At 70.2% G+C, this 25,941-nt stretch carries 20 protein-coding genes; 7 read left to right on the top strand and 13 right to left on the bottom strand.

The window, feature by feature from the left end; genetic code table 11:
• Nucleotides 1–6: 6 nt before the first annotated feature.
• From SGFS_RS51420 to SGFS_RS16165, 6 genes are all read right to left on the bottom strand, one after another.
• Nucleotides 7–90 (bottom strand): putative leader peptide, encoded by an 84-nt coding sequence (locus SGFS_RS51420; protein WP_309486338.1) that lies wholly within the window; start codon nucleotides 88–90, stop codon nucleotides 7–9.
• Between the two features lie 130 nt (nucleotides 91–220).
• Nucleotides 221–787 (bottom strand): GNAT family N-acetyltransferase, encoded by a 567-nt coding sequence (locus tag SGFS_RS16185; RefSeq protein ID WP_286250988.1) that lies wholly within the window; start codon nucleotides 785–787, stop codon nucleotides 221–223.
• A gap of 72 nt (nucleotides 788–859) precedes the next feature.
• Nucleotides 860–2,275, bottom strand: coding sequence for a hypothetical protein (locus tag SGFS_RS16180; RefSeq protein WP_286250987.1), 1,416 nt, complete (start codon nucleotides 2,273–2,275; stop codon nucleotides 860–862).
• A 157-nt stretch (nucleotides 2,276–2,432) separates the two neighbouring features.
• On the bottom strand, nucleotides 2,433–6,344 hold the full coding sequence (locus SGFS_RS16175) for a wHTH domain-containing protein (RefSeq protein WP_286250985.1): 3,912 nt from the start codon (nucleotides 6,342–6,344) through the stop codon (nucleotides 2,433–2,435).
• Nucleotides 6,345–6,351: 7 nt separating this feature from the next.
• The gene (locus SGFS_RS16170; protein WP_286250983.1) at nucleotides 6,352–7,653 is read right to left on the bottom strand and encodes a helix-turn-helix domain-containing protein; all 1,302 of its coding nucleotides are present in this window, start codon (nucleotides 7,651–7,653) and stop codon (nucleotides 6,352–6,354) included.
• Nucleotides 7,654–8,026: 373 nt separating this feature from the next.
• A complete protein-coding gene (locus SGFS_RS16165) occupies nucleotides 8,027–9,670 on the bottom strand; it encodes an acyl-CoA dehydrogenase family protein (protein ID WP_286250982.1) in 1,644 nt (547 codons plus the stop codon).
• Between the two features lie 154 nt (nucleotides 9,671–9,824).
• Between SGFS_RS16165 and SGFS_RS16160 the strand changes: the two genes are divergently transcribed.
• Nucleotides 9,825–10,961: a YihY/virulence factor BrkB family protein gene (locus SGFS_RS16160; RefSeq protein WP_286250981.1), complete on the top strand. Its 1,137-nt coding sequence runs from the start codon at nucleotides 9,825–9,827 to the stop codon at nucleotides 10,959–10,961.
• A gap of 108 nt (nucleotides 10,962–11,069) precedes the next feature.
• Nucleotides 11,070–11,753: a DUF6597 domain-containing transcriptional factor gene (locus SGFS_RS16155; RefSeq protein ID WP_286250980.1), complete on the top strand. Its 684-nt coding sequence runs from the start codon at nucleotides 11,070–11,072 to the stop codon at nucleotides 11,751–11,753.
• Here the strand turns inward: SGFS_RS16155 and SGFS_RS16150 are convergent.
• On the bottom strand, nucleotides 11,733–12,140 hold the full coding sequence (locus SGFS_RS16150) for a VOC family protein (RefSeq protein ID WP_286250978.1): 408 nt from the start codon (nucleotides 12,138–12,140) through the stop codon (nucleotides 11,733–11,735). The genes SGFS_RS16155 and SGFS_RS16150 overlap by 21 nt on opposite strands.
• A gap of 179 nt (nucleotides 12,141–12,319) precedes the next feature.
• On the opposite strand from SGFS_RS16150, the gene SGFS_RS16145 reads away from it, so the two are divergent.
• Complete coding sequence (locus SGFS_RS16145) at nucleotides 12,320–12,967, top strand: hypothetical protein (RefSeq protein ID WP_286250977.1); 648 nt, start codon at nucleotides 12,320–12,322, stop codon at nucleotides 12,965–12,967.
• A 92-nt stretch (nucleotides 12,968–13,059) separates the two neighbouring features.
• Complete coding sequence (locus tag SGFS_RS16140) at nucleotides 13,060–13,731, top strand: ThuA domain-containing protein (RefSeq protein WP_286250975.1); 672 nt, start codon at nucleotides 13,060–13,062, stop codon at nucleotides 13,729–13,731.
• An 11-nt stretch (nucleotides 13,732–13,742) separates the two neighbouring features.
• Here the strand turns inward: SGFS_RS16140 and SGFS_RS16135 are convergent, their stop codons facing one another.
• The 6 genes from SGFS_RS16135 to SGFS_RS16110 form a co-directional block, all read right to left on the bottom strand.
• Nucleotides 13,743–15,770: an alkaline phosphatase family protein gene (locus SGFS_RS16135; protein WP_286250973.1), complete on the bottom strand. Its 2,028-nt coding sequence runs from the start codon at nucleotides 15,768–15,770 to the stop codon at nucleotides 13,743–13,745.
• Between the two features lie 179 nt (nucleotides 15,771–15,949).
• Nucleotides 15,950–16,990, bottom strand: coding sequence for a LacI family DNA-binding transcriptional regulator (locus SGFS_RS16130; protein WP_286250972.1), 1,041 nt, complete (start codon nucleotides 16,988–16,990; stop codon nucleotides 15,950–15,952).
• A 966-nt stretch (nucleotides 16,991–17,956) separates the two neighbouring features.
• On the bottom strand, nucleotides 17,957–19,573 hold the full coding sequence (locus tag SGFS_RS16125) for a family 43 glycosylhydrolase (RefSeq protein ID WP_286250970.1): 1,617 nt from the start codon (nucleotides 19,571–19,573) through the stop codon (nucleotides 17,957–17,959).
• Between the two features lie 36 nt (nucleotides 19,574–19,609).
• A complete protein-coding gene (locus tag SGFS_RS16120) occupies nucleotides 19,610–20,554 on the bottom strand; it encodes a carbohydrate ABC transporter permease (RefSeq protein WP_286250969.1) in 945 nt (314 codons plus the stop codon).
• A complete protein-coding gene (locus tag SGFS_RS16115) occupies nucleotides 20,554–21,438 on the bottom strand; it encodes a carbohydrate ABC transporter permease (protein ID WP_286250968.1) in 885 nt (294 codons plus the stop codon). The genes SGFS_RS16120 and SGFS_RS16115 overlap by 1 nt, the downstream gene beginning before the upstream one ends.
• Before the next feature lie 11 nt (nucleotides 21,439–21,449).
• Nucleotides 21,450–22,784 (bottom strand): ABC transporter substrate-binding protein, encoded by a 1,335-nt coding sequence (locus SGFS_RS16110; protein WP_286250967.1) that lies wholly within the window; start codon nucleotides 22,782–22,784, stop codon nucleotides 21,450–21,452.
• A gap of 550 nt (nucleotides 22,785–23,334) precedes the next feature.
• Between SGFS_RS16110 and SGFS_RS16105 the strand changes: the two genes are divergently transcribed.
• From SGFS_RS16105 to SGFS_RS16095, 3 genes are all read left to right on the top strand, one after another.
• Nucleotides 23,335–23,982, top strand: coding sequence for an RNA polymerase sigma factor (locus SGFS_RS16105; RefSeq protein WP_286250966.1), 648 nt, complete (start codon nucleotides 23,335–23,337; stop codon nucleotides 23,980–23,982).
• On the top strand, nucleotides 23,979–24,590 hold the full coding sequence (locus SGFS_RS16100; protein WP_286250965.1) for a hypothetical protein: 612 nt from the start codon (nucleotides 23,979–23,981) through the stop codon (nucleotides 24,588–24,590). Before SGFS_RS16105 ends, SGFS_RS16100 begins: the two co-directional genes overlap by 4 nt.
• A gap of 138 nt (nucleotides 24,591–24,728) precedes the next feature.
• Nucleotides 24,729–25,934 (top strand): acyltransferase family protein, encoded by a 1,206-nt coding sequence (locus SGFS_RS16095; RefSeq protein ID WP_286250964.1) that lies wholly within the window; start codon nucleotides 24,729–24,731, stop codon nucleotides 25,932–25,934.
• The last annotated feature ends 7 nt before the right edge of the window (nucleotides 25,935–25,941 follow it).

Genomic DNA, 25,941 nt, shown 5'->3' with positions numbered 1-25,941 from the left:
GCTGACTCAGCTCGCCGGACAGATGGCGCTGGACATGCGGCCGAGGTCGACGTGCCGCCGACTCACCAAGGCAATTCCAGTTCCAGACATGACGGAAGCGTGTCATGGCTCTTTAGACTCAGTCCACCTTCATCCGCATGATGGACAGGGTTGTCTCGAATGGCGAGACAGTGTGATGTGGGTCATGGTGGTGGGGATGAAGGGGGGAGTGACGGACCGCCTACGCCCCCGGCCAGGGCCCGGGTGCCTGGACGTCGGCCTCCTCCTCCACCTTGGTGTCGAAGAGTTTGTACCCGCGCCGCTGATAGTTGGCCATCGCGTGTTCGCCGTCCCGGCTGCAGGTATGCAGCCAGACCCGCTTGGTGGGCGGCAGTTGCGGCCACCGCTCGGCGAGGTCCCAGGCGCGGGCGGTTCCGTACGACAGCAGGTGCCCGCCGATGCGCCGCCCCCGGAAGGCGGGGATCAGCCCGAAGTAGACGATCTCCACGACCCCGTCGTCCTGTGGCTCCAGCTCCACGTACCCCGCGGGCGTCCCCCGGTCGTATGCGACCCAGGTCTCCACGCCCGGACGGCTCAGGTGCTCCTGCCAACGGGCGTACGACCACGACAGCCGGTCGATCCAGAGGATGTCGCCGCCGACGGAGGCGTACAGGAAGCGGCTGAACTCGGGGGAGGGCACCTCGGCGCGGGCGATCCGGACCTCGTCGCCGTCCGGGGCGGCGGCGGGGAGGAGGTCGCTCGGGGAGGTCTGCTCCAGGGACCAGGTGGTGACAGGGCTGCTGCTCATGGGGCCCAGGGAATCACGGGGGTGGGGCGGGCTCCAAGGTCGGGCCCGCCCCGGGACTGCCGGATCACCGGATCACTGGTTGAGGGTGTCGCCGATCGCGGACCACCGCACCGCGTACAGCACCCGCTCCGGGATCGCGTCGGTGAGTGTCCACAGCTCGCGGGTCTCGGGCCAGTAGGAGAGGGCGGAGGTGTGCAGCCCCCAACAGCTGTACGACTCTTCGTCCGACGCCTCTCCCGGCGCATCGTCCGGGCCGGCGGTGGTGCACTTGGCGGCCTTGGCGCCGTCCTCGTCCTGACGCCAGAGAGTGCCGGGCGCGTCGGGGTCGGCGGGGGCCTGGCCCACGTACCAGTCGCCGTCGTGGGACAGCACGCCCTGCACGCCGCCGGCCTTCGTCCTGTACGCCTCGCTGGGGTCGACGACGCCCCGGGAGTCGGCGGCGAGGGGGCCGGCGCGGTGGTCGGCCCCGGGGGCGAGGTCGTAGCGCCAGATACGGGTGGGTTCCTCACGGTCGGGACCGGACGACTCGCTCGCGACCAGGCTGTGCGGGGTGGAGGTCCGGTCGAGGGACAGGGAGGAGAGACAGGGGACGCCGTCGCCGTCCCGGGAGTCACACGTGCCACCCGAGCCACGCGTGCCGCTGGGCAGGCTGTAGGAGCCGACGGCCGGCAGCACGTACCGGTAGTGATGGGCGGACCAGCCCTCGTCGACCTTCCCGATGGCGTCGCTGTCGGTGACACCGGCGCGGAGGATGAGGTCGAGGTCGAAGACGTAGAGCGCGTTGTCGTGCTGGCCCGCGGCCCGTGCCGTGACGATCAGCTTGTCCTGGTACCAGACCATGCCGCCGAGACCGGACCGGACGGCGCTGAAGTCCTTGCCGCCGTCCTCGGGCGCGACGAGGAGGACGTAGCGGTAGATGAGATTGCCGGGGTCGTCGGCGTCGACGAAGGCGATACGGGCCAGCCCGTCGTCTTCGCTGTTGTGATCCTCGGTGTCGCTGTTGTCATGGGTCCAGCCGGCCAGGACGACCCGGTCGTCGCCCCACTGCCCGTCGCTGTCGGCATCACCGGAAGTGGTGACGGACTGCGGATCCCACTTCTCGTTCACGGCGTCGGCCGCGTCCCAGCAGTACGCCCGGCTCGCCCTCGGCTCGACGGGCAGCGCGGCCGTCTCGGGCGCCTCGCACTCCGTTCGGTTCCGCATGGTGTGGTTCGCGCTCCGCAACACCTCGTGGACGCCGACGCTGCCGCCCATCCGTGTGGTGAGGGTGTCGAGTGTGGCCTGGCCGGTGAGGTTCTCCCGCAGGCGGAGGTCGTGCAGCTCGTCGGTCGAGGTGATGGAGTCCAGCGGGCCCGGGGTGTCGCCCCCCACGGCCTGGGAGGTGCTGATCAGTGTGGCCGCCGCGGTGAGCGCCAGCGCGGTACCCGCCAGGGACGCGCGCAGCGCACGGCCCCTTCTGCGTCGACGGTGCCTGCCGCGGTGCTTCATACCAACCTCCCGTGGACGGCCAACTGCCTCTCATGATCAGAACGTTGACGGAGGAGCAGGTGGGGTGGCCTGGGATGGATGCTACGTCAGTGGACCCCGGGCCGGGCCCCGGACCGGGGAAATGCAGGGAGAACCCTCAATGTGGGGAGTGTCCGTTTCAGCGGGGGATGAGGGGGAGGGCGGCGCGGATGGACTCGGCGGGGTCGCAGGTGGGGACGCCGAGCTGGGTCAGCCAGTCGTGGGCCTGGTGGATCGGGATGTGCATGGACTGTGCTTTCCTGACCAGGGATTGGAAGTCCATCTCCTGCGAAATCGACAGGCGCCGGTTCGGGCTCTCCATGAGCAGTTGTTGTGCGCTTGCGAGAGACAGTCCTTGCGGCAGGTCCGAACACGACGACTCGACTCCGTGGGCGGCGAGCCGGGCCGCGATCTCCCTCGGATGCATCAGCAGGTCCTGCGCGGCATGGATCAGACGGGCGAACGGCATGACGTCGTGTGTGGTTACACCGTCCCAGGACAGCGCGCCGTCCGCGGTGAACAGTTCGTGGTCCAGGTCGGTCATAGGGTCCGGTGCGCGCAGTGGCACACGGATGCCGTACTCCTCCAGTCGTGCGATGAGGTAGGGGAGGGAAAAGGTCCTGGCTGCCTGGAACAGATGTTTGTACGCGACGGGGCGTCCGGGGCGCATCGGAGGAACGGCGGAACCGAACAAGTCTGACTCGTGCCTCTGCCCTGTGAACAGGAGCCGGTCCCTGGCGTCGACCACCTCGGGGATCGGCGTGGTGGTGAAACCGAGACGTACATACACGTCCATGGCCTCGGCCGGGGTGATCAGCCATCGGTGGGACGCCAGCAGAATGTGTCCGGGTGGTACCGGCAGAGCATACGAGAGCCAGGGCGGACGTTCGTCCAGATCTTCGCTCAGCAGTTGGAGGAGCTCTGTCGTGGGCGAAGGCGGCAGGTCGGTCCATTCCGTGCACAATCCGCATCTTGTGAGACGTTCGCGCAAGTCCGCGATGCCGACACCGAGTTGCTCGGCCGTGCTGACCAACTGCCCGGGGTGGACCCGGGCCTCCGGTGAGAACCAATCCGGTTCGAACTGGAACAGATACGAGGACAGCACTTCGTCCCGGGCGACCTTGACGGCGGTCGAGTACACCGCTTCCGGAACCTCCGTACCCGCGCGGCGTAGATCCGAGACCACGGCCGTGACACTCACCCTCGCTTCGGTGGCCTGGGACACCAGGCCCGACACGGTGATGTCCCGGGTGCCACGGAAGCCGGGCGACCGCTCCATTTCGCCGACCACCGCTATCACCTGCGCGGGGCGTACGGGCCTGTCCGGGAAGACGTCGGGCGGCAGGTCGATCAGCCTCAGCCGGGCCGCGCGCAACGCCGTGTCGCGTGGAGTCCTCATGAGGTCCGCGGCGACGGCGACCACATCCAAGGGATCTCCGTCGTAAGCCCCTTTGATGCCCACCCTCGATTCCAGCAGTGCCTCATCGGAAGGAAGAGCCGGAAGCACGGTGTCGAAGGCATCGAGGTCGGGGCACAGAGCGGTGAGCTCGGCCAGCGCTCCGGGCAGCCCATGGGCGAGGAGGCGCCAGAGATAGAGGTAATCGGGGAGCTGGGCTTGAGGGCGGCCGTGTGCTCCTTGGAGGAGTGACCTGTCTGCCGGAAGACAGCCGATTCGTGCGGCATTGGCCTTCACAGGCATGTCGCGGAACCGGGTGCCGCCGCCGATGCACTCGCCCGTGACGAGGTCGGCGAGCACACGACTCTTGCTCGCCACGCCGCACAGCCAGCTGAAGCTGAGCGGTCCGTTACCGGCCGACACCAGGTGACCCACCGCGTCCCGGAGGATATCGTGCACTGTGCCGCGGAGATCGTCGAGCACCTGAGACCGGTCCGCCGACAGTCGCTCCGGTGAGAAGGCGCCGGACAGATTGACTACCACTCCGCTCAATCCCGACCCTTCCGACGAGAACACGCCCCCGCGAACCGTCGGCTGTACGACGAGCCCGTCGACGAGGAGACCGCCGCCGTCACCGCACCAGATCACCTGTGCCCCAGCGGGAGCGTCGGGCCATGGCAGTTGTCCGCCGGTCGCATCGATGCCGAAGCGTTCGCCACGGGGCTGCCTGCGGTCGATCAGCACACGTGGCACCCACTCGGCGGACTCGCTCCCGTGCCGAGCTGTCGTACGGAACTCCGCGATCCCCAAAAGCCGTTGCAGCACATGAGGACTCGACCACGCCGCCCCATCCTCGCCGTCGAGCTCCTCCTTGTGGTCGCGCAGATACAGCCGTACGACAGACCCCGGCTCACTTCCTCGCTCCGCCACCCGCACAATCCGAAACAGATGCCCCGGCCCGAAGATCGACGCCTCCAACACCGGCCCCGGCGTCCCATCCATCCCCATCCGGCACGTAGTAACCCGGATCTCATCCGCCAGCATGAAATAGCTCAGCACGCCGATCCCGAAGCGGCTGTTCGGATAAAGCGTCACCGGCGGATCGAGGCGAGCCCACTGCGCCCGCTCCTCCTTGAAGTCCGGCTGTTCGGCGAAGCGCGCGCCCGCGTTCGAGAACACGCCCCGAAGCTCCGCCTCCCCCATCCCGATGCCGTTGTCGCGGCACTCCACGTACTCGCGGCCGTCCTCGTCCACGGCCTGCTCGAAGACGATCTCGCCCTCGTACGTGTACGACGCCGCCGTGTGCGTCCGGTCCAGGTACTCCGTGCGCGCCCGCCGGTACCGGCACGCGTCCAGCGCGTTCTGGTACAGCTCTCGCACCGCCAGGTCACGGTCCTTGTAGAGCTGGACACCCATCAGCAGGTCCCGGATGCGGCGTTCGTCGAGGCGGAAGCTCGCCCAGCCCATGAAGGCCCCGTCCGACGGGCACACCCCGTCCGCCGAGAGGCGGCTCGGGAGCACCGGCATCGGTTGGTTCACCCGTTCCCGTGCCGTCCGGCTCACCGCGTGCAGCGTCTCGTCGGCCCGCACCACATACGCCCGCAGCCCCTCGATCACCGCCTCGTGCGCGCACTCCGCCCGCAGGACCGGCAGCTCCGCCGAACCACCCCAGCTCGACCCTTCCAGCGCGGACCGCAGCTCGGCCAGGTCCACCGCATGCGGAATCCCCAGGTGCTCCGCCACGATGTCCGGCAGCGCGGTCATCTCCACCGACACCGTGTACGCCAACGCCGTCAGCAGCACCAGCCGCTGGTCACGGACCCGCTGGTGGCCGGGGCCGCGCAGGCGGTCGTCCGCTAGGAGCGTGTCCAGGTACTCCGGGTTGCAGACGTCCGGGCCGCGCCGTAGCCCGTGCAGCAGGCGGCTCAGCCGGCGCGGATCCAGGGCCTCGCCCAGAGCCGTGGCCGGTTCGCCGAGCGCCTCCAGGAGTTCCGCCACGGGGTCCTCACCCGAATAACCTTGCACCAGCCAGCGATGGAACAGCCACCACCCGATCGCCGCCTCCGACTCCCGCCGCAGCAGCGCCCGTTGGACCAGCAGCCCGTATCCGTCCGTGAAAGCCTCGAAGCCCGCCCGCTCCGAACCGTGCGGGGCGGCCTCCTGCGGGTCCAGTTTCCAGGGCTGGACAGCCAGCCGCCGCACGGCCGTCCGCAGCGCGTGCACCCGGTACAGGTACGGCGTCAGGATCAGCAGTGCTGCCTCCGCCGGGTAGAGGTCCAGGCCCGGGGTCTCGCCCGGTTCGCCCAGCAGCCACTCCACCCGGTCCGCGAAGCGGGTCGCGAACTCCGGCTCCTGCCACGGGTCTTCGCGCAGTGAGCCCTCCGCCTCGTCGCGCAGTGATGCCAGCCGCCCCGCCACCGACGCCGCCAGCTCCCGGTACTCGCCGACACCCCGGCTCGACGGCACGTGCTGCCAGACGCTCGACGAGCGCGCCCGCCCGGCCCACGCGTCCTCCTCGCCACGGGCCGCCTCGGCCACCGGCCCCATCACCAACTGACCGATCGAGTGGGCCTGGATGAGAGGACCCGCCACCGACCCACCGCTCACCACATTGCCCGCGCCGGGCCCCTGCTCCATGCCGCTCCCGTTCTCCACCCGTCACTTACCTTTGAGCCCGCTCCACCCACGCCTGCCCGCCCGCCGCCGCCCGCGCCCGTACCACCCCCGGCGCCACCGAGTGCGGCAGCAGGTCCAACGGGGCCTCCGGGAGGAGGACTTCGACCTCCGCGCCCTCGGTGAAACGGTACGGCCGATGATCCAGGAACGCGCCGAGGTAGCGGCGTACGCGGGACATCTCGGCGCGGACCGTGACCGTGCGGGCGGGGTCGCCGAACATGTCGTCGGCCAGGGTCGAGGCGCTGCGGCCGTCGCGGTGGAGGGCGAGGAGGTAGAGCAACTCGGCGTGACGGGGGGTGAGTTCATGGGTCCAGGAACCCGTCTGGCCGGAGACGGTCACGGTCCAGCGGCGTGGGTGGGAGACGTCGAGGAGGATGTGCGGGGCGGTGAGGGGCGGTTCGGGGTCGCCCGTGGGGTGTATCAGCCAGCCGCCGGGGAGCGGCTCGACCGAGCAGAGGCCCAGGGCCGGGAGCCAGCAGCGCCCGGGGGCCAGGGATTTGGGGAGGGCCAGTCGGTTGGTGTACGGCATTCCCGTCACCGCGGCCGTCCAGCCGTTCTTGTCCACCGCGACCGCCCGGCCGTCCATGCGGGCCAGCACCGGCGCCGCCACCGCGCGCAGTTGTTCCAGCGAGGTGAGGTGGAGGTCGCGCAGCCGGGCCTGGGCGAGTTTGGCGACCGAGTCGACGAGCGCGAGCGTGCAGGGGTGAAGGGTCTCCAGGGGGCCGCTGACGTCGACCACGCCGAGGAGGCTGCCGTCGCGCGGGTCGGTGATCGGGGCGCCGGTGCAGGTCCAGGAGTGCAGGGCGCGTACGAAGTGCTCGGAGGAGTACACCTGCACCGGGCGGCGGGAGACCAGCGGGGTGCCTATGCCGTTCGTGCCGACCGTCTCCTCCCGCCAGTCCGCGCCGACGCCCAGGCCCTGCCCGTCGGCCTTGCGGAGCACCGAGGCGCTGCCCTCGCGCCACAGCACCCGGCCGTCGGCGTCCGCGACCAGCATGATGTGCTGCGCCGTGTCCGCCAGGGACAGCAGGCCTTCGCGCAGGACGGGCAGCGTGTGGCGGAGCCTGGACGTCTGGCGGCGGCGCTCGACCTCGTCGCGGCTGAGCAGATCGGTACGGAAGTCGTGGTCGGGGTCGATGCCGTTGTGGAGCATGCGGCCCCAGGACTCGCGGATCGCGGGGCGGGGAGCGAGTTTCGCGCGCCCTCCGCCGAGGGTGGAGGCGCGCATCTCGTCGAGCACCCGCGCCGCCCGGGCGGCGTCCGTGGCGGTGAGCCGCGTGACTTCCATCGGCGAGTGCGGCACTCGTTCCTCCCGGCAGGACCGTCCGTCCCTCGACCCGTGGCCGAGGAAAGTCCGGAACTGCGTGACCGGCGTTGACTGCGGGGTTCATAGTCTGCCGCTCATTCGGCCACGGAGGGACACACTCCGGCCACAGAGCGCTGACGAGTTGCAACCCCCTGCAACTCTGGCGGACCGCTCCACGCTGCTTGAAACTTGTTCAACGTCGCCCTGTGCGACTTGTGCGCTCCCGTACGTCAGGGGCCAGAAATGCGGGGGTGGTGCCGTGTCGGCGCAGCACCACCCCCGCGCGCAGCACCCCGCGCGCCGCACCACCCGCCGCACCACCCGCCGGACCAGCCCCCGCCGGGGCCGGCCCCGGTCAGCTCACCGGTCGCGCCCGTTCCACCACGGCGGCCAGATCCAGACTGTGCGGCAGTGTCCCGAAAGCCGTGCCCCAGTCGCCGCCCAGCCGTGAGGCGCAGAACGCGTCGGCGACCTCCGGCGGCGCGTACCGGACCAGCAGCGCGCCCTGCAGGACGAGGGCGAGGCGCTCCACGAGCCGGCGGGCGCGGGCCTCGACGCCGTCCAGGTCGGCGAGTTCCGTCAGCAGGTCCTTGATGGCCCCGTCGAGGCGGTGGTCGGCGCCGCGCGCCCGGCCCACCTCACGCAAGTACGCGTCCAGCGCCTGCGGTTCACGCTGCAGGGCCCGCAGCACGTCGAGCGCCTGGACGTTCCCGGCGCCCTCCCAGATCGAGTTGAGCGGCGACTCGCGCAGCAGCCGGGGCATGCCCGACTCCTCGACATAGCCGTTGCCGCCGAGGCACTCCAGGGCCTCGGCCACCGTCGGCGTGCAGCGCTTGGTCAGCCAGTACTTGGCGGTAGGCACCGCCAGCCGCAAAAACGAGCGTTCGTTCTCGTTGCCCGCCTCCGCCGCGTCGTACGCCGCCGCCAGCCGCATAGCCAGCGTCGTGGCCGCCTCCGACTCCAGCGCGAGATCGGCGAGCACGTTGCGCATCAGCGGTTTGTCGATCAGCCGCCCGCCGAACGCCTCCCGGTATGTGCAGTGGTGCACGGCCTGCGCCACCGCCTGCCGCATCAGTGAGGCCGCGCCCAGCGCGCAGTCCACCCGCGTCACGGCCACCATCTCGATGATCGTGCGCACGCCCCGGCCCTCGTCCCCGACGCGGCGCGCCCACGTCCCGTCGAACTCCACCTCGGAGGAGGCGTTCGACCGGTTGCCCAGCTTGTCCTTCAGCCGCTGGATCCGGAACACGTTCCGCGTGCCGTCCGCCAGCACCCGCGGCACCAGGAAACAGGTCAGCCCGCCCGGTGCCTGCGCCAGCACCAGGAACCCGTCCGACATGGGCGCCGAACAGAACCACTTGTGCCCCGTCAGCTCGTACGTCCCGTCCTCGGCGAGCGGCCGCGCCACCGTCGCGTTCGCCCGTACGTCGCTGCCGCCCTGCTTCTCCGTCATGCCCATACCGAAGATCACCCCGGCCTTCAGGGCGGCGGGACGCAGCTCGCGGTCGTAGATCGTGGACGTGAGCCGCGGCTCCCACTCGGCGGCGAGCACCGGGTCGGAACGCAGCGCGGGCACGGCCGCATGGGTCATCGACAGGGGGCAGCCGTTGCCCGCCTCCACCTGCGTCCACACGATGAACCCGGCGGCACGCCGCACATGCCCGCCGGGCCGCGCCCAGGCCGCCGTCAGCCCCGCCGAGACGCCCTTGCCGAGCAGCCGGTGCCACGACGGATGGAACTCGACCTCGTCGATCCGGTGGCCGTAGCGGTCGTGCGTCCGCAGCTTCGGCGGGTTCTCGTTGGCGAGGGCGCCCCACTCCTGCACCTGGGAGGAGCCGGCCGAGCGGCCGAGACCCGACAGCTCCCCGCGCGCCTCGTCGAGCAGATCTGGGGCCAGATGCCGGTCAACGGCCTCCGTCAGGACCCGGTCGGCGGTGAACACGTCATAGCCGACCAGGGGCGGAGCCTGGTTGGTCACTTCATGGGTGCTGGCTGCCATGCCAGGAACGTACCCTCCGGTACGGCGGGGGGCACACGCACCGCCGGGCCCCGTCCGGAAAAGGCGCACGGGCATGCCGGGCGGAAGCCGGATCGTGGCCGGGCCGCGGTACCAGGAGGTGAGGGCGGCTCGCCTGGCCGGATACCTTTAGGGCGTGCAGCCAGCAAGCCACTCACCCGAACGACCCGAGAGCCCCCACGGGCGTCTCCACCGCGCGCGTGCCCTCTACCGGAACGTCTCCAAGCGCAGGACCGCCTGGCTGCTGCTGAAGGACACCGTCAACTCCTGCATCGAGTACCGCATCCTGGGTCTCGCCGCGGAAGCCGCGTTCTTCACCCTGCTCTCCGTCCCGCCGCTGCTGCTCAGCCTGATCGGCCTGCTCGGCTACGTCGACGACTGGACCGGCGCGGACACCATCGCCAGCCTGGAGCTCAACCTCCTGGAGGCCTCGCGCACCGTCCTGTCCGACAAGGGCGTCACCGAGATCGCCCAGCCGATCCTGGACGACGTGATGAAGGGCGGCCGCCCCGACGTCATCTCCATAGGCTTCCTGATCGCCCTGTGGTCCGGCTCCCGCGCGGTGAACGTCTTCATCGACACCATCACCGTCATGTACGGCCTCGACGGCGTCCGGGGCATCGTCAGGACCCGTCTGATGGCGTTCCTGCTGTTCGTCGTGGCCCTGCTGATCGGCTCGGTCGCGCTGCCGCTGATGGTCGCCGGGCCCGACGCGGTCGTACGGATCGTGCCGTGGTCGACGACCGTGGTCCAGGTCCTGTACTGGCCGGTGGTGATCGTCCTGTCCATCGTCTTCCTCACGACGCTCTACCACGTGTCGGTCCCGGTCCGCTCCCCGTGGGTCGAGGACGTCCCCGGCTCCCTGGTCGCCCTCGGCATGTGGGTGCTCGGCAGCTTCCTGCTGCGGATCTACCTCAGCAAGACGGTCGAGGGAGCGACGATCTACGGCTCCCTCGCCGCGGCCGTGGCCGTACTGCTCTGGATCGGCGTCTCCGCCTTCGCCGTCCTGGTCGGCGCGGCCGTCAACGCCGCCATCGACCGCGTCTGGCCGGCCGCCGCCACGGCGGCCGCCCGCGCCGCCAACGAACGCCTCCGCGAGGAGCAGGCCGCCGAGTACGTCGCCCGGGCGGCCGCCGCCCGCTCCTACGACCCCGAAGACCCGGACATGCCGTCGGAGTTTCCGGAGCGCTGGTCACGCTTCCTGCCGCCGGAGGATGTCACGTCGAGGCTTCGGTCCCCTGCGAAGAGTACGAACAAGCAGGACGACGCCTGATCCTGGTTGCCGGGTGCGGGGTCGTATGTGGTTGCTCGCGCCCACGCGGCGGAGCCGCCCATCGATACGGCCCCGCGCCCTGAAGAGCTGGTGCGTACCCTGGTTCGCATGTACTCGGAGCGGCCCTCCCGGCTGACCGGCGCGGTCGTGTGGAGCACGACCCCCTCCGCCCCCGGCCCCGAGCGCGTCCTCCCCGACGGGTGCATGGACCTCCTCTGGCACGACGGGCGGCTGCTGGTCGCCGGGCCCGACACCCGGGCGTACGTCACCGGAGGCGGCCGGTGGTACGGCATCCGGTTCTACCCGGGCACCGCGCCCGCCCTCCTCGGCGTTCCCGCGCACGAGCTGCGGGATCGGCGGGTCGAGCTGGGTGATCTGTGGTCGGCCTCGCGTGTACGGCGGCTCACCGCGCAGGTGAACGCGGCCCGTGACCCGGCCGTCGGTCTCGAAGAACTGGCCCTGGCGCGGTTCGCCGATGTCGGTGGCCCCGATCCGTCGCTACGACGTGTCGTGGCCGCCCTCGGCGCCGGGCGCCCGGTGGCCGTGGTCGCCGATGAGCTCGGGATGGGGGCGCGGCAGTTGCACCGCCGGTCGCTCGTCGCGTTCGGGTACGGGCCGAAGACCCTGGCTCGTGTTCTGCGGCTGCAGCGCGCGCTCGCGCTCGCCCGGGCCGCCGTGCCGTTCGCGGAGAGCGCGGCCAGGGCCGGATACGCCGACCAGGCCCATCTCGCACGTGACGTACGGGAGTTGGCGGGGCTGCCGCTCCGCGAGCTACTCGGCCGTGGTGGCTGACGGCAGCGGTGCGAACAGGTCGACCCCGTTGCCGTCCGGGTCGTTGATCACGGCGTATCTCTGCCCCCACACCGCGTCCCACGGCTTCAGTTCGCCGCGGTACCCGGCGGCCACCAGCTCCTCGTACACCGCGTCGACCTCGGCGGGGCTGTCGCAGAGCAGGGCCAGGCCCGCGCCCCCGCCGGTGCCCGGGCGGTACTCGGGGTGGAAGGAGCGGACCGTCTCCTCGGTGTCGAGCAGCAGGCGCAGACCGCCGGGCAGCGGGGCCTCGGCGTGCCGCTGCCGCTCGGAACCCTCGGGAAAAGCGAATCCGAGACGGCGGTAGAAGGCGACGGAGGCGGCCATGTCGGAGGTCACCAGGCCGATGGCGTCGAGTCGTGGAGTCATACGGTCACCGTAGGCGGGCAGCCGTCGGCCGGTCTTGAAGGAATCGGACACCGCTGGCGGACACCACCGTCGTCACCGCCGTCGGCCGTAGCCCTCGCCTCACGGACGTCCCGCCGCCGTAAGTACCGGAACGGTCGCTGAGGCTCACCTGTGGAACAACTGTGCGGCAGGATGAGGGGATGATCCGTTCCGCTCGTACTCTGCTGCCCCTGGCGATCCTGCCGTTGCTGCTGACGGCCTGCGGTACCGAGAGGGTCGTGGTCGCGGAGCGGGAGCCGCCGCCCGTGCTCGACCGGGTCGAACTCGACGCCCGCGCCCGGAGGATGGGTATCGCGCCGGAGCTCATCTACGCCACCGAGTCGCCCGGCTTCGGTCTGGCCCGGCAGTCCGTCGGGGTGTACGGCGGCGACGGCTTCTCCGCCGCCTACTGGTCCCGGGACCGTGGCGCCCAGCTGTTGCTCCTCGTCGACCGGGGCACGATGACGGCCGACAGTTGCCCGGAGCAGCCGATCGGGCAGGGCGCGGGCGGGGCGGCGAAGGTGACCTGCGAGCGGGACGGCGAGCTCTGGTACCGGACCTCGGCGGGGGAGCACGAGTACGCCGTACCGGAGGACGGCCATGTGGTCCGGATCAGCGCGGGCACCGCCCTGGTCGACCGTGACGTCCTGCGGGCCGCCGCCCGTGCCGCGCACCGCCCGGCCGACGCCGAGCTGGCCTTCCTCCTGCCGCACATGCCCCCGCCGCCGCCCGGGGAGCCGATCGAGCGCGGCGATCTGCCGTCGCACGGGGACGGGGCGCCGAACAACGACGTGGGGGCGTCGGGCTGAGGCCCCGGGGCGGCCGTCCGCCCGATTCGCATCGAAATTTTCGGTCCCCGAAGTTCGTCGGGGGCGGCCCGGCACGGAAATAGGCTCGGATCATGTCTTCACCCTCTTCCGCGCGCGTGCTCGTGTACTCCCGCACCACCGGCTACCGCCACGACTCCATACCGGCCGGCGTCGCCGCCGTACGCACCCTCGGCTTCGCCGTGGACGCCACCGAGGACCCGGCGGCCTTCGAGGGCCCCCTCGACGCGTACGCGGCGGTCGTCTTCCTCTCCACCAGCGGCGATGTGCTCACCGACGCGGGGAAGGACCGGCTGAGGGCCTATGTCGAGGACGGCGGCGGGTTCGTCGGCGTGCACGCGGCGGCCTGCACCGAGTACGACTGGCCGTACTACGGCGAACTGCTCGGCGCCCGCTTCTCCCGTCACCCCGCGTACCAGCCGGGCAAGGCGGTGATCGAGGACCGGGATCATCCGGCGACCCGGCATCTGCCGAACGTCTGGGAGTTCACCGACGAGTGGTACGACTTCCGGGCCAACCCGCGCGGCGCGGTGCGCGTGCTCGCCACCGCCGACGAGTCCTCGTACGAGGGCGGGGAGATGGGCGAGGACCATCCGCTGGTGTGGTGCAAGGAGCAGGGCCCGGGCCGGGTCTTCTACACGGCCCTCGGGCACGCGGCAGAGGCCTACGAGGACCCGGAGTTCCTGGAACACCTGCGGGGCGGGATCAGCTGGGCGGCTGCCCGCCCCGAGGGCGTGCGCGGTTAGGGCGTGAGCTGTCAGGGCGTCGGCGTCGAGCCGAACGCCGTCATGAAGCGGTCGCGGAACTTGTCCATCCGCCACTCCGGGGCGTCGGTGGCGGGCTTGAGGCCGTCCGTCCAGCCCCAGTCGGCGATCTTCTCCAGGACCTTCGGGTCCTGGGCGACGATCGACACCGGCACATCGTGGTTGGGCTTCTCGCCGGTGACCGTCTTGTTGGGCTGGTGGTCGCCGAGGAAGATCAGGACGGTGTCCTTGCCGCCGTACTTCTTGACGTAGTCGACGAGGCTCGTCACCGAGTACTGGATGGACTTGCGGTACTCGTCGCGCACGTCCGACGCGTTCTTCCAGACCTCCTTGGGGTCCTTGCCCTCCGCCTTCTGCTGGGCGTGGTAGATCGAGCCGTCACCGATCTGGTCCTCGGGGATCGTGCTCGGGATGGGCGCCCAGGGGTTGTGGCTGGAGGTCAGGATGATCTCCGCCATCATCGGCTTGCGGCCCTTCTTGCCGTGCTCCAGCTGCTCGAACGCCTTCAGCGTGTACTGGTCGGGCATGGTCGACCAGCTGAACTTCGGACCCTTGTAGCCCAGTTCGTCGGAGTCGTAAATGTGGTCCAGGCCGAAGAACTTGCCCTCCGGCCAGGCCATCTGGGTGCCCGGCACGATACCGACCGTGCGCCAGTCGCCGGTGCGGCGGAACGCCTCCGTGAGGGTGAGGCGGTCGCTCACGACGAGGTTGTTGTACCGCGACTGGTTCTTGATCCACAGCCCGGACAGGAACGTGGAGTGGCCGAGCCAGCTGCCGGCGCCCGTGATCGGGGAGCGCAGCCAGCCGCTCTGGGAGGCGAACCCGGCGTCCTTCAGCTCCTGGGTCTTCTGGGCCAGCGTCTCACCCAGCGGCTCGCCCATCTGCGGGTCCTCGATCGCGGAGCGGCCGTAGCTCTCGATGAACGTGATGAAGACGTCCTTGCCGCGCAGATCGGTCAGCAGCTGGTCGGGCGGGGTGTCGGCGAAGGCGTCGACCGCCGACTGCTTCGCGAAGGCCTCACCGTCCCGCAGCCCCTGGCGCACCGACTCGACGCGGTTCTCGACGATGGTCGCGGCGCTGTGCGAGGCGATCGGCACACCGCCGGACTCCAGGGTCAGGGTCGAGCAGGTGATCCACGCCGTGCCGAGGACGAGGAGCGTACGGCTCGCGGTGTGGCGGTTGCGGACCATCAGCCGGCTGATCCGCACCAGCGCCAGGGTCATCAGGACGGGCAGGGCCAGCACGAGCAGGATGACGCCGACGGTGGCCACCATGGCCGTCGTGTTGCCGAGCGAGTCCTTCATGAACGACTGGGCGTTGTCCAGCAGGATCCAGTCGAGCACGAGGTCGAAGGGCCGGTCGAGGGTCCAGCGCGAGCCCATGTCCAGGATTTTGACGACGACCAGCAGCCCGAGCAGCACCCCCATGACCACCGTCGCCGCACGCCGCGCCTTCGGCGGGAGCGCCAGCAGCAGCGCGGCCCCGAGGATGCCCTCGGCGGGGAGCCGCAGGAAACGGTCGAACGTGATCTTGCTGAGGTCGCCCGGGACCAGCAGCGCGAACAACACCAGGGCGACAGCGATCCCGGTGACCGTCCAGGCCAGGGTGCGCGCGGCGGTGGGGTGCTTGGCACGCCAGCCGGAGGGGGTGGTGGGGGTGGGGTCGGGGTCAGGGGCGGGGGAGGGGGCGGATCCGGGTTCGGCCGCGGCTTCGGTCTCTGCTTGGGCCTCAGCCACTGCCTCTGCCTCTGCCTCTGCCTCAGCCCCGGCTTCGGCTTCGGTCTCAACTTCGGTCGCGGCCCTTTCCGAGGCGGAGTCACCAGTGGCAGGGGCATCAGAGGCAGCCTCGTCAGAGGTCGGCTCGGCCTCGGCTTCGGCCTCGTCCTTGTCGGTCGTGACCTGCGCCTGCGCCTGCTCCTGCGCCTGCTCTTGCGCCTCGTCCTTCGGCTCCGGAGGGGAGCCCTCCTCCGGGGTGGCGGCGTCGTCCGATGCCGGAAGCTGCGGAGAGCGTATGTGCGACAACCCGAAGGTCCTTCCCTGTGGAGCATGTGGAGCTCAGTGCCGTTGGAACCGCAGTCTCACCAGCGCGGCCGTCATTATGCGTACGGTCTCGTGTCGCCCGCCGTTCACCCGTTTTCCGGCCCTTGGCAACCACTTGACCGAACCGCGACGCTTCAGCTCCACACCCTCCCACCCCTGGCTCAAGCGGAGCTCGGCGGCCCCGTGCTCGCCCGTTCCACCAGTCGCGTCGACAACTCCGTGCGGATGCCCTCCGGTTGTTCGCCGTCCATCATCCGCACCAGTAAACGCATGGCCGTCGAGGCCATCTCCGACAGCGGCTGGCGGACGGTGGTCAGGCCCGGGGTCGCCCAGCGGGCCTCCGGGAGGTCGTCGAAACCGACCACGCTGATGTCGTCCGGAATCCTCAGCCCTCGCTCGGCCAGCGCCTCGTACACACCGAGCGCCATCTTGTCCGAGCAGACGAAGACCGCGGTCGGCGGCTCCGGCAGGTCGAGCAGTTGGAGCATCCGCCGATGAGCGGTCACCTCGACGAAGTTGCCGTGCCGGACGTACTCGGGGCGGTACGCGACGCCCGCGGCGGTCAGCGCCGAGCGGTACCCGGCGACGCGCGCGCTGCTGCACATCTTGCGCCGGTACCCGGCGATCACCGCGATCCGTTCGTGCCCGAGGGCCAGCAGATGCTCGGTGGCTGCCAGCCCGCCCTGCCAGTTGGCCGCGCCCACCGACACCACGCCCGGCGGCGGTTCGAGCACCGGATCGATCAGTACGAAGGGGATGCGGTGCTGGGCGAGCCAGGTGTACTGGGAGGGGCTCAGCTCGGCCAGGTTGAACAGCGCACCCGCCGAGCCGCGAGCCGTCAGCTTGTCGAACCAGCCGCGCTCGGGCCGCGCGCCCCGTGTCCGGGTCAGCCCCGCCGAGACGACCACCTCCAGGCCCGCGTCGTGCGCCGCCTGCTCCACGCCGTGCAGCACCGCGCCCGACCAGGAGGTGTCCAGCGAGTGCACCACCAGGTCGACCATGCGCGGCGGTTTCGACGCCTCGAACCGGGGCCTGCGCACATAGCCGAGCCGGTCCAACGCCTCGGTGACCCGGCGCCTGGTCTCGGGGGCGACGTCCTCGCGTCCGTTGACGACCTTCGAGGCCGTGGGTACGGAGACCCCGGCCTCGCGCGCCACCACCGCCAGCGTCGGCCCGGCCGTCGCGCTCCCGCCACGCACCATCGCGACTCCACTCCTTGGGCCCCGTCCCGAGGGCCGGCGAAATTTTCGAACTGCTTCGCTTGCGCGACGGAGACACCACCGCATAGCAAGCGCTTCCTAGCAAGCGCTTCCTAAGGTAAACCCCAACTCCACACGGCGTGAAGAAGCGGGAACCGGCCGGACGAGCCGAACGGCACTTGCGACCGCACTTGCGAAATGCCGGGCGGTGGGGCTGGGCATGCCGCTTCGGGCCGGTCGGGGTGCAACGGCCGCCCGCGTACGGCTGGTGACGTACGGCCGGGCCGCGATGGGCGGGCGCACGGCATGTGGGCGGCCCACGACGGGCGCGGTCGTCCCGGACGTACGGCAACCGGCGTTCGTGAAGGCACGGCAACCGGCGTCCGTGAACGCACGGCAACTGCGTACATGGCCGCGTTGCTCGGCGCACGGAACCGCTCCGACGGGGCGCGGGACGCGCTCGGCCGGGCGGCGGTCCTGATCCGAAGGGCAGGCGTACCGCACAGGGGCGGGCGGCGACGGGCGGCGACGGTCGGCGGTACGGCCGGTCGGCGACGGATGGCCACACGGCTGGACCCCCACGAGCGAGCGCACGGTGGCGCGGCCGGCACACGACCGGCCCCGTACGCCACCGGCCCCGTACGCCACCGGCGCCGCGTGACACCAGTGCCCCGCATGTCACCGGCCCCGTACGTCACCGGCCCCGTACGTCACCGGCCCCGCATGTCACCGGTCGTGCGGGCCACGCCGGGCCGGGCCAGTCCGGCGACACCGCGTACGGCCGTACCGCGCCCGACGGTCGTAGGCCACACGGCCCGGCACGTCACCGGCCGTACCCAGCGGCGCCCGGCCACGCAAGTCCCAGCGCCCAGTCACGCAGGTCCCGGACCCGGGCATCCCCGGCCCGGACACCTCACCCGGGCATCCCCAGCCCGGACACCTCACCCGGGCATCCCCAGCCCGGACACCTCAGCCGGGCATGCAACCGAGCCGGAAGCCGCCGAAGTCCGCCGTGAACTCCGCGGCGACCAGGTCCTGTGCGTGGATGCCCGCGAAGGCCCCCGTGAAGCGGAGCTTCGAGCCGTGGTCGTCGGAGAGCCTGCTGAAGTCCAGAGGCGGGCCCACAGGCGTGCGCACCCCCTCGCGGACGTACCAGAAGCGGGCCTCGGCGCCTTCGACGCTCGCTCCGAGGACGACCGGGACCCCTGCCTCGACGTCCACGACCGCCACCTGCCGGGCACCCTCCTCGTCGTGTTCGAGGAGGCTCAGTACCGTCCGGCCCTCGCCCCGCCACTGCTGGCCGCGCTGTGGCTCGCCCTCCGGTTCGGCCCAGGTCAGGTCGAGGCTGAGGTACGACGCGGTGTTGTACCGCAGGGTCAGTCCGGCGGACTCGCCGAAGGTGCGCGGGCGGGCCTCGACCGTGACCTCGACCTCCGCCCGGTGCTCGGTGATCCGCTGGGCCAGCAGGCTCTGGTCCCACAGGGACTCGGGGCCCTGGCGGCCGCGCAGCCGGATCCAGCCGGGGCGGGCGGCGGTGTCGGCCCAGGAGGGGTCGGGCGCCGCGCGCAGGGTGCTCCACGGCCAGGTCAGGGCGCCCTCGGCGTGTACGGCACCCCCGTCCCGTACGGGCGAGGGCCGGTCGGCGGGATCGGCGACCGTCGGTACCTCCACCTCGACCGCAGGGTGCCAGCCGCCCTGGCGCAGTCGGGGCCAGCCGTCCGTGTCCCAGACCACCGCCTGCACGGCCGTCTCCCGGCCCAGTGGGCAGCGCATGCCGTGCTCGGTGTGCAGCGGGCGGGCGGCGAGATGGCTCAGGAACCACTCGCCGGTCGGCGTCTGGACCAGTTCGGCGTGCCCGGCCTTCTGCAGGAGGACCTTCGGGTCGTCCCTCGTCGTCAGCAGGGGCAGTTGGTCCAGCTCGTACGGACCGGTGAGGGAATGGCTGCGGGCCACCCGCGCGCCGTGCTCGAAACCCGTGCCGCCCTCCGCCAGGACCAAGTAGTACCAGCCGTCGCGGACCAGCAGCTTCGGGCCCTCGATGAGGCGGTCGTGCTGGAGGAGGAGATGGGTCTCGCCGAGTGGGCGGAGGGTCTCGCGGTCCAGTTCCGTCAGGACGATCCCGGCGAAGCGGTTGCCGCCGGGGCGGTGGTCGCTCTGCATGTTGAGCAGCCACAGCCGGCCCTTGTGGTGGAAGAGGGCGGGGTCGAAGCCGTGACTCGCGACCCGGCGCGGGGCCGTCCACTCGCCGTCGACATGGGTCGCCGTCGAGATGTACGTGTCCAGGTCGAAGTGGCGGCTGCCGACCGAGCGGACGATCGCGTAGACCACCCAGAAACGTTCCCCGTCCCAGCTCAGGGAGGGGGCCCAGATGCCGCCCGAGTCGGGTGTCCCGGCCAGCGAGTCGCCGGGGGCCGCGCCGCTGACATGGCCGGCGTACTCCCAGTGCGCGAGGTCGCGCGAGCGGTGGACCGGGATCGTCGGGAACCACTCGAACGAACTGGTCGCCACGTAGTACCACTCATCGACCCTGATCAGGGAGGGGTCGGGGGCGAAGCCGCGGATGACGGGGTTGGCGGCCACGGTCACGAGCGCGGGCTCCTGGTGCTGTCGGATCGGTGGCGGTCACTTCAGGGCCCCCATCGTCACGCCCGTCCGCCAGTAGCGGCGCATCGCCGTCATGATGATGGCCAGCGGGACGATGGAGAGCAGGGCGCCGGTCAGGACGAGACTGGTGAGGTCGATGCCGGACTCCGCGCGTTTGCCGGACCAGTTGTACAGGCCCAGGTTGAGCGTCCAGTTCTCCTGGCCGCGCAGGACGGTGAGGGGGAGGAAGAAGGCGTTCCAGGTGTTGACGAAGGCGAGGAGGAAGACCGTGGCGCCGCCCGTCGTCATCATCCGCAGCACGATACTGAAGAAGATCCGCAGCTCACCGGCGCCGTCGATGCGGGCCGCCTCCAGCAGTTCGAAGGGGATCGTCGCCTCGGTGTAGACCTTCGCCAGATACACGCTGAAGGGGTTGATCAGGCAGGGGATCAGCATCGCCCAGGGCGTGTCGACCAGGCCGATCTCCGAGAACATCAGGTACAGCGGGAGCGTGAGCAGGGCGATCGGGATGAGGAACGAGCCCACCACGCACGCGAACACCACACCCCGGCCGGGGAAGTCGAAGCGGGCGAGGCCGTAGCCGGTCGCGAGGGCGATCAGTGTGCTGCCGAGGGACCCGACACCTGCGTACAGGAACGAGTTGGCGGTCCAGCGCAGGAAGACGCCGTCCTCGTAGGTGAACAACTGATGCAGGTTGTCCCAGAGGTGCATGCCGGAGAACCACAGGCCGTTGCTCTGGTAGAGCCCCACCCGGTCCTTGGTGGCGGCGACGATCAGCCACCACACGGGGAACAGGCTGTAGACGCCGGCCAGGATCAGGCCGAGCAGGATGAAGCGCTGGCCGCCGCGCCCGCGTGAGGCGGCGTCCGGGCTGGTGATCCGTCGTACGGGAGGCACGCCGGACCTCCCGGATTTCCGGCTTTTCCCGGACTTCCTGGGGGAGTCGGTGGTCGTGGTGGCCATCAGTCGACCTCCTTCGCGGTCAGCCGGTAGAAGAGGAAGGAGGAGACGCCGAGGATCAGGGCGAGGAGCACCGACAGGGCGGCGGCGTAGTGGTAGTTGCCCGCGTTGAACGCCTGGTTGTAGATGATCATGATCGGTGTGAAGCTGTCGTCGACGGTCTCCGGGGTGATGTTCCGGAACAGCGCCGGCTCGTTGAAGATCTGCAGCATCTGGATGATCGACAGCAGACCGGTCAGGACCAGGGCGCCACGGACGAACGGGATCTTGATGCTCAGCGCGATACGGGCCTCGGAGGCGCCGTCGAGGCGGGCGGCCTCGAACAGCTCGCGCGGGACGCCCTGGAGCGCCGAGTAGATGATCACCATGTTGTAGCCGATGCCGTGCCAGGTCAGCAGGTTGCCGATGGACGGCCACACCATCGAGGGCGAGAAGAAGTTCCAGTCGAACCCGAAGAGGTCGCCGATCGGGGTCAGCGGGCCCACCTCGGGGCTGTAGAGGTTGATCCAGACGATCGCCGCGACGACACCCGGGATCATGTACGGGATCAGCAGCACGATCCGGAAGCGGTTCGCCGCCTTCGAGGTGAGCGCGTCCAGGAACAGCGCCAGGACGAGGCTGACCAGCAGCATGAACGGGATCTGCACGCAGGCGAACAGCACCACCCGCAGGATCGAGCCCATGAACGCCGAGTCGGTCAGCCCGAGCTGGTAGTTGTCGAGCCCGGTGAACTCCCGGGTCGCGCCGCCGAGGCCGAGCCCGGACTGCTTCTCCTGGAACAGCGACTCGTAGACGGCGTACCCGATGGGCACCAGATAGATGAAGACGAAGCCGAGCTGGAAGGGCACCGTGAAGGCGGCACCCTTCCAGCGCTGGGAGCGAACCATGGGGACTCGCCTCAGCCCTTGACGTTGATGCCGCGCGACTTCAGGTCCTTGACCGTCCACTCCTGCATGTGCGCCAGCAGGTCGGTGACCGTCTGCTTCTTGCTGACGACCTTGCCCCACTGGCTCTGCAGCTCGGTGAACATCGCGGTCCAGTTCGGGCCGTAGACCCAGTCGGTGGTGACGGTGCCCAGGCTGTCCGTGACGACCTTCTTGGCCGGCTCGTAGTTGTCGCCGAGCAGCTTCTCGGAAATCGCCTCGGCGACGTAGGACTCGCTGTCGGCCAGGCCCGGCATCACGCCGCTGCCGGTCTCCGGGCTCGCCATGGACTTGACCGCGCCGGAGTCCGTGGACAGCCAGAGCGCCGCCTCGGCCGCCTGCTTCTTGTACTTGCACTGCTCGGTGACCAGGTTCATGCCGCCGCTCTGGTTCGTGCCGGCGGGCGTCTTCGCCGCCTCACCCTTGTACGTCGGCCACGGCGACAGCGCCCACTTGCCGAAGGAGTCGGTGAAGTTCTGCACCATGCCGGACATCTGCCAGGTGGAGATCTGGCGGGTGACCGTGCCGCCCTTGTCGTAGTTGCGCTGCACGGCGGCGTAGTCGGCGAAGGAGAGCTTGGAGTTCAGGTCGTTGTCGATGATCCCCTGGATCACCTTGGCCGCCTTCAGGCTGCCCTCGTCCTGGAAGTCCACCTTCCAGGAGTCGCCGTCGATCGCGTACCAGTGCGCCCCGGCCTGCATCGCGAGCACCTCCAGGGTGCTCGGGTCCTCACCGGCGTAGTTGGTGATGTGGATGCCGTGCTTCTTCAGGACCTTGCCCGCGGCGATGAAGTCGTCCCAGGTCTGCGGCGCCTTCAGGCCGTACTTCTTGAAGACGTCGGTGCGGTAGATGGTGAAGGCGGGCGCCGAGCTGGTGGGTACGCCGTAGACCTTGCCCTGGACCTGGACACCGGCCCACGCGCCGGCGTTGAACTTGTCCTTGCTCGACCCGACGTACTCCGTGATGTCGGCGAGCGCGCCCTGCGAGACCCATGTCGTCACATACTCGGCGGTGTTCTGCACCAGACAGGGAGCGTTGCCCGCCTTCACCGCGTTGCTGAGCTGCTTCTGCATGGTCAGCTGGTCGGTGACCTTGGTGTACTTCAGCTGGACGTCCTTGTGGGCGGAGTTGAACGCCTTGACCAGGTTCTCCTGGCCGTTGGCCCAGCCCCAGAAGGGGAGGGTGACCGGACCGGAGGCCGAGGAGTCGCCGTCGTCGCCGGAGCCGCCGCACGCGGAGAGCAGACCTGTGAGCGCCAGACCCGTGACGGCGATACGGGCGAACCTTCTCCGGGGGCTGAGGGAGTTCATCGTTCGGTCATCCTTCGAGACGTGGAGATCGCGGGAAGAGGGGGAGCGGGGGGCGGCTCGGTGGAGCGACAGCGAGCGAGGCGAAGCCGTCAGCTCGTGTGTCGGAACCTCTGCGGAAGGTGTAGTAAACGGTTGCTGTGAAACGTAGGTTGCCATGAGCGGGTCGCGCAAGGGTGCGGCGGCAAAATGTTTCGGGGGATTGTCTGGGGGATTGCCGGGAGGCGGTGAGCGGCCTGCTGATCAGGTGATTGACGGCGCAGGTCAGGGGTGTGTGGAGTGCGGCGGAGGTCGTCCGGAGGGGGTGGTTCACGCGGAAGCGGGGGAGCGGAAAACGGTTACGCAACGATGATCGTCAGCAGGGTTCGCACCACGCCCCGGGTCCACCCGACAGCCGGTTCCGACATCTGCTCCTGTCGCAGGCCGCAGCTCATCACGTCGTTCACCCTGTAACGCTTTTCGCGCCTCGCGCCAAGAACAAGTGAAACCTTGAAGGGCCCCAAGAACCTCCGGCAACGAGGACCGGCGAGCCCCCGACGAGAAGGAGACGCCTGTGGAGGACGCGGAGCGGTTACAGGGTGGGCCCGCCGAGGCGGTACGCGACCCGCAGCTCTTCGAGGAGTTCTATCGGCGGCACGTGGACGCGGTCATGCGTTTCGTGGCCCGGCGGGTCGACGACCCGCACACCGCGGCCGACCTGACCGCCGAGATCTTCCTCGCCGTCCTCGACTCGGCCCGCTCCTACCGGCCGCGCCTCGGCAGCGAGACGGCCTGGCTGTACGGCATCGCACGCAACATCGTGTCGTCGGAGCGCCGCCGAGTCGCCCGGGAGACGGAACACAATCTGCGGATCTCCGGGCGACGGTTGCTGGAGGCCGACGACATCGCCCGTATCGAGGACCAGATCGACGCGGAGAGCCCCGGGCGGCGCGCCCTGGCCGCGCTGGCGAGGCTTCCCGAAGGCGAGCGGGCCGTCATGGAACTGATCGCGGTGGACCAGCTCACGGTCACCGAGGCGGCGGCCTCGCTGGGCATCCGCCAGGTCACCGCCCGGGTGCGACTGCACCGGGCGCGCAAGACCCTGCGGGAGGAGACGGACGCCAGGGCCGCGGAAAAGAAACCCGCGGCCGTACAGGCCGGTTACACCGGAGCGGGGACGCCGGACGCATCACTGCTGCACGTCGCGAGGGGAGAAGCATGAGCGCGGGGAGGTTCGAGGACCGGTTGCTGGACGGGCTGAAGAGGGAGATCGAGCTGCGCGAGGCGGAGGCCGAGGCGGCCGGCGCCGGATCGGGCGAGGGCCGGGCGAAGGCTTCCGTACGCGGTCTGTCCGCTCTGCTCACTCCACGACGGATCGCCGTCGTCGCGACGGCCTGTGCGGCGGCCTGGCTGGCCGCGGTGGCCGTGCCCGGCGCACCGGCCGACTCGAAGGCGTACGCGGTGGAGCGCAACGGCGACGGCAGCGTCCGGCTCACCGGCAAAGGCCAGGACATCGGTGTGGCGGACCAGCGTGAACTGGCGAAGGAGGTCCGCCCGTGGGGCATTGAGGTGACCATCGACGTGCTCGCTCCCGGCTACGTCTGCGACCGGAGCGAGGTCACCTCCGCGTTACCGGCGGTCGATGAGCAGGGCAACGTCGTACCCATCATCCCGATGGAGGCGCGCTGGGACGTCACCCTGCGCCGGGGCAATGTGCTTGCTTTCGAGAACACCAGGGGCGACTCCCGGCCGCGAGCGGTCGAGTTCTACAAGACCAAGAGCGAGGCCGAGCCCTGCGTTCCGAGGAAGGTCACCCTGCCGGACGACTGAGGGCGCGCCGGAGCCCGGCACGACGACACCTGTATCGCCCGCGGCCTCACCGCAGAGGACTGGACCCACCCGATGAAACCCCCACCCCTCGTACACGCATCCCTGATGTGGTCACTCTCCGCACGTAAGTCATTACCCATGGCATCCGCCCTGGCTGGTCCGTCGCGGATGGGTTGGCTGGACGCGTTGCGCGGCATCGCGGCACTCGTCGTGGTGTTCGACCACTCGTCGTACACCTTCATGGCGGAATTTCGGCGCGAGCTGATGCCGCACTTCAACACCAGCCGGTACGGCATCATGGTGTTCTTCCTGGTGAGCGGCTACATCATCCCCGCGTCACTGGAACGCCGGGGCTGCGTCCGGACGTTCTGGATCGGGCGGATCTTCCGCGTCCACCCGCTGTGGGCGGCCGTCGTCACCATGGTCCTCGCCCTCGATCTGTGGGGTGTCGCGGAGCGTCGTGACTTCGAGGGGCAGAGCGTCGGAGCAGTGGCCGTCGCCCACGTCACCATGCTGCAGGAGCTGCTGGGGACGCCCAGTCTCCTGCTCGTCCTGTGGACGCTCTCGTACGAGATGGCCTTCTACCTGCTGGTCGTCGCTCTCTTCACGGTCCGCCTCCACCAGCGGTCGGCAGCGGTCGCCGTCACCCTCGCCGTGCTCGCCGCCGTGAGCGTGACGATAGGGGTCGTGCTGCCGGCCTCCGCACTCTCGGGCAGGGTCGGGACCGGCACGCTGATCGCATCGGCCTCGGTCGCCATGGTGGTCGCCATCTGCTGTGCGAGCTCCACGTCGCCCGCACTCCGGGTGTTCGGCGGCCTGTCGGGCGGCGTGCTGGCGCTCGTCCTGGTCCCGCTCAACGGCACGGTCCCCATGTGGGAGGGCCTGGTGATCCTCGCCGTGATGTTCCTCGGCACCGCCGTCCACCGGGCCGAACACCGTCAGATCACGTGGTGGCATGCGGCGGGCACAGCCGTCGTCGTGGTCGCCTGCGCCGTGGCTAGCGCGTACCGGTACGGCGACGGGGACCATTTCACACGGCGCGGCTGGATCGTGGCCTTCCTGCTGGCCGTGCTCACCTTCGGTGCCGGGATGGCGGCGCGCCGTCGGCACATGCCTCGCGGACTGACCGGGCTGGGAACGATCAGCTACTCGGTCTACCTGGTGCACCCGGTGCTGCTGACGGTGATCGACGGCTCGATCGGCCGGTGGCGGCGGGACGACCTCGTGCTCGAAGTGGCCTTCTTCGCCGTGCTGCTGCCCTTGTGCCTGCTCACCCACCGTTACATCGAAGCGCCGGGCCATGCGTGGGGCCGCAAGCTGGCCCGCCGTGTTCAGCCACCATGACGCGTGC

Source organism: Streptomyces graminofaciens, from assembly GCF_030294945.1.
Classification (GTDB): domain Bacteria; phylum Actinomycetota; class Actinomycetes; order Streptomycetales; family Streptomycetaceae; genus Streptomyces; species Streptomyces graminofaciens.
Note: the sequence above shows the minus strand (reverse complement) of the source record. Positions and strands in the feature narration are given on the sequence as shown.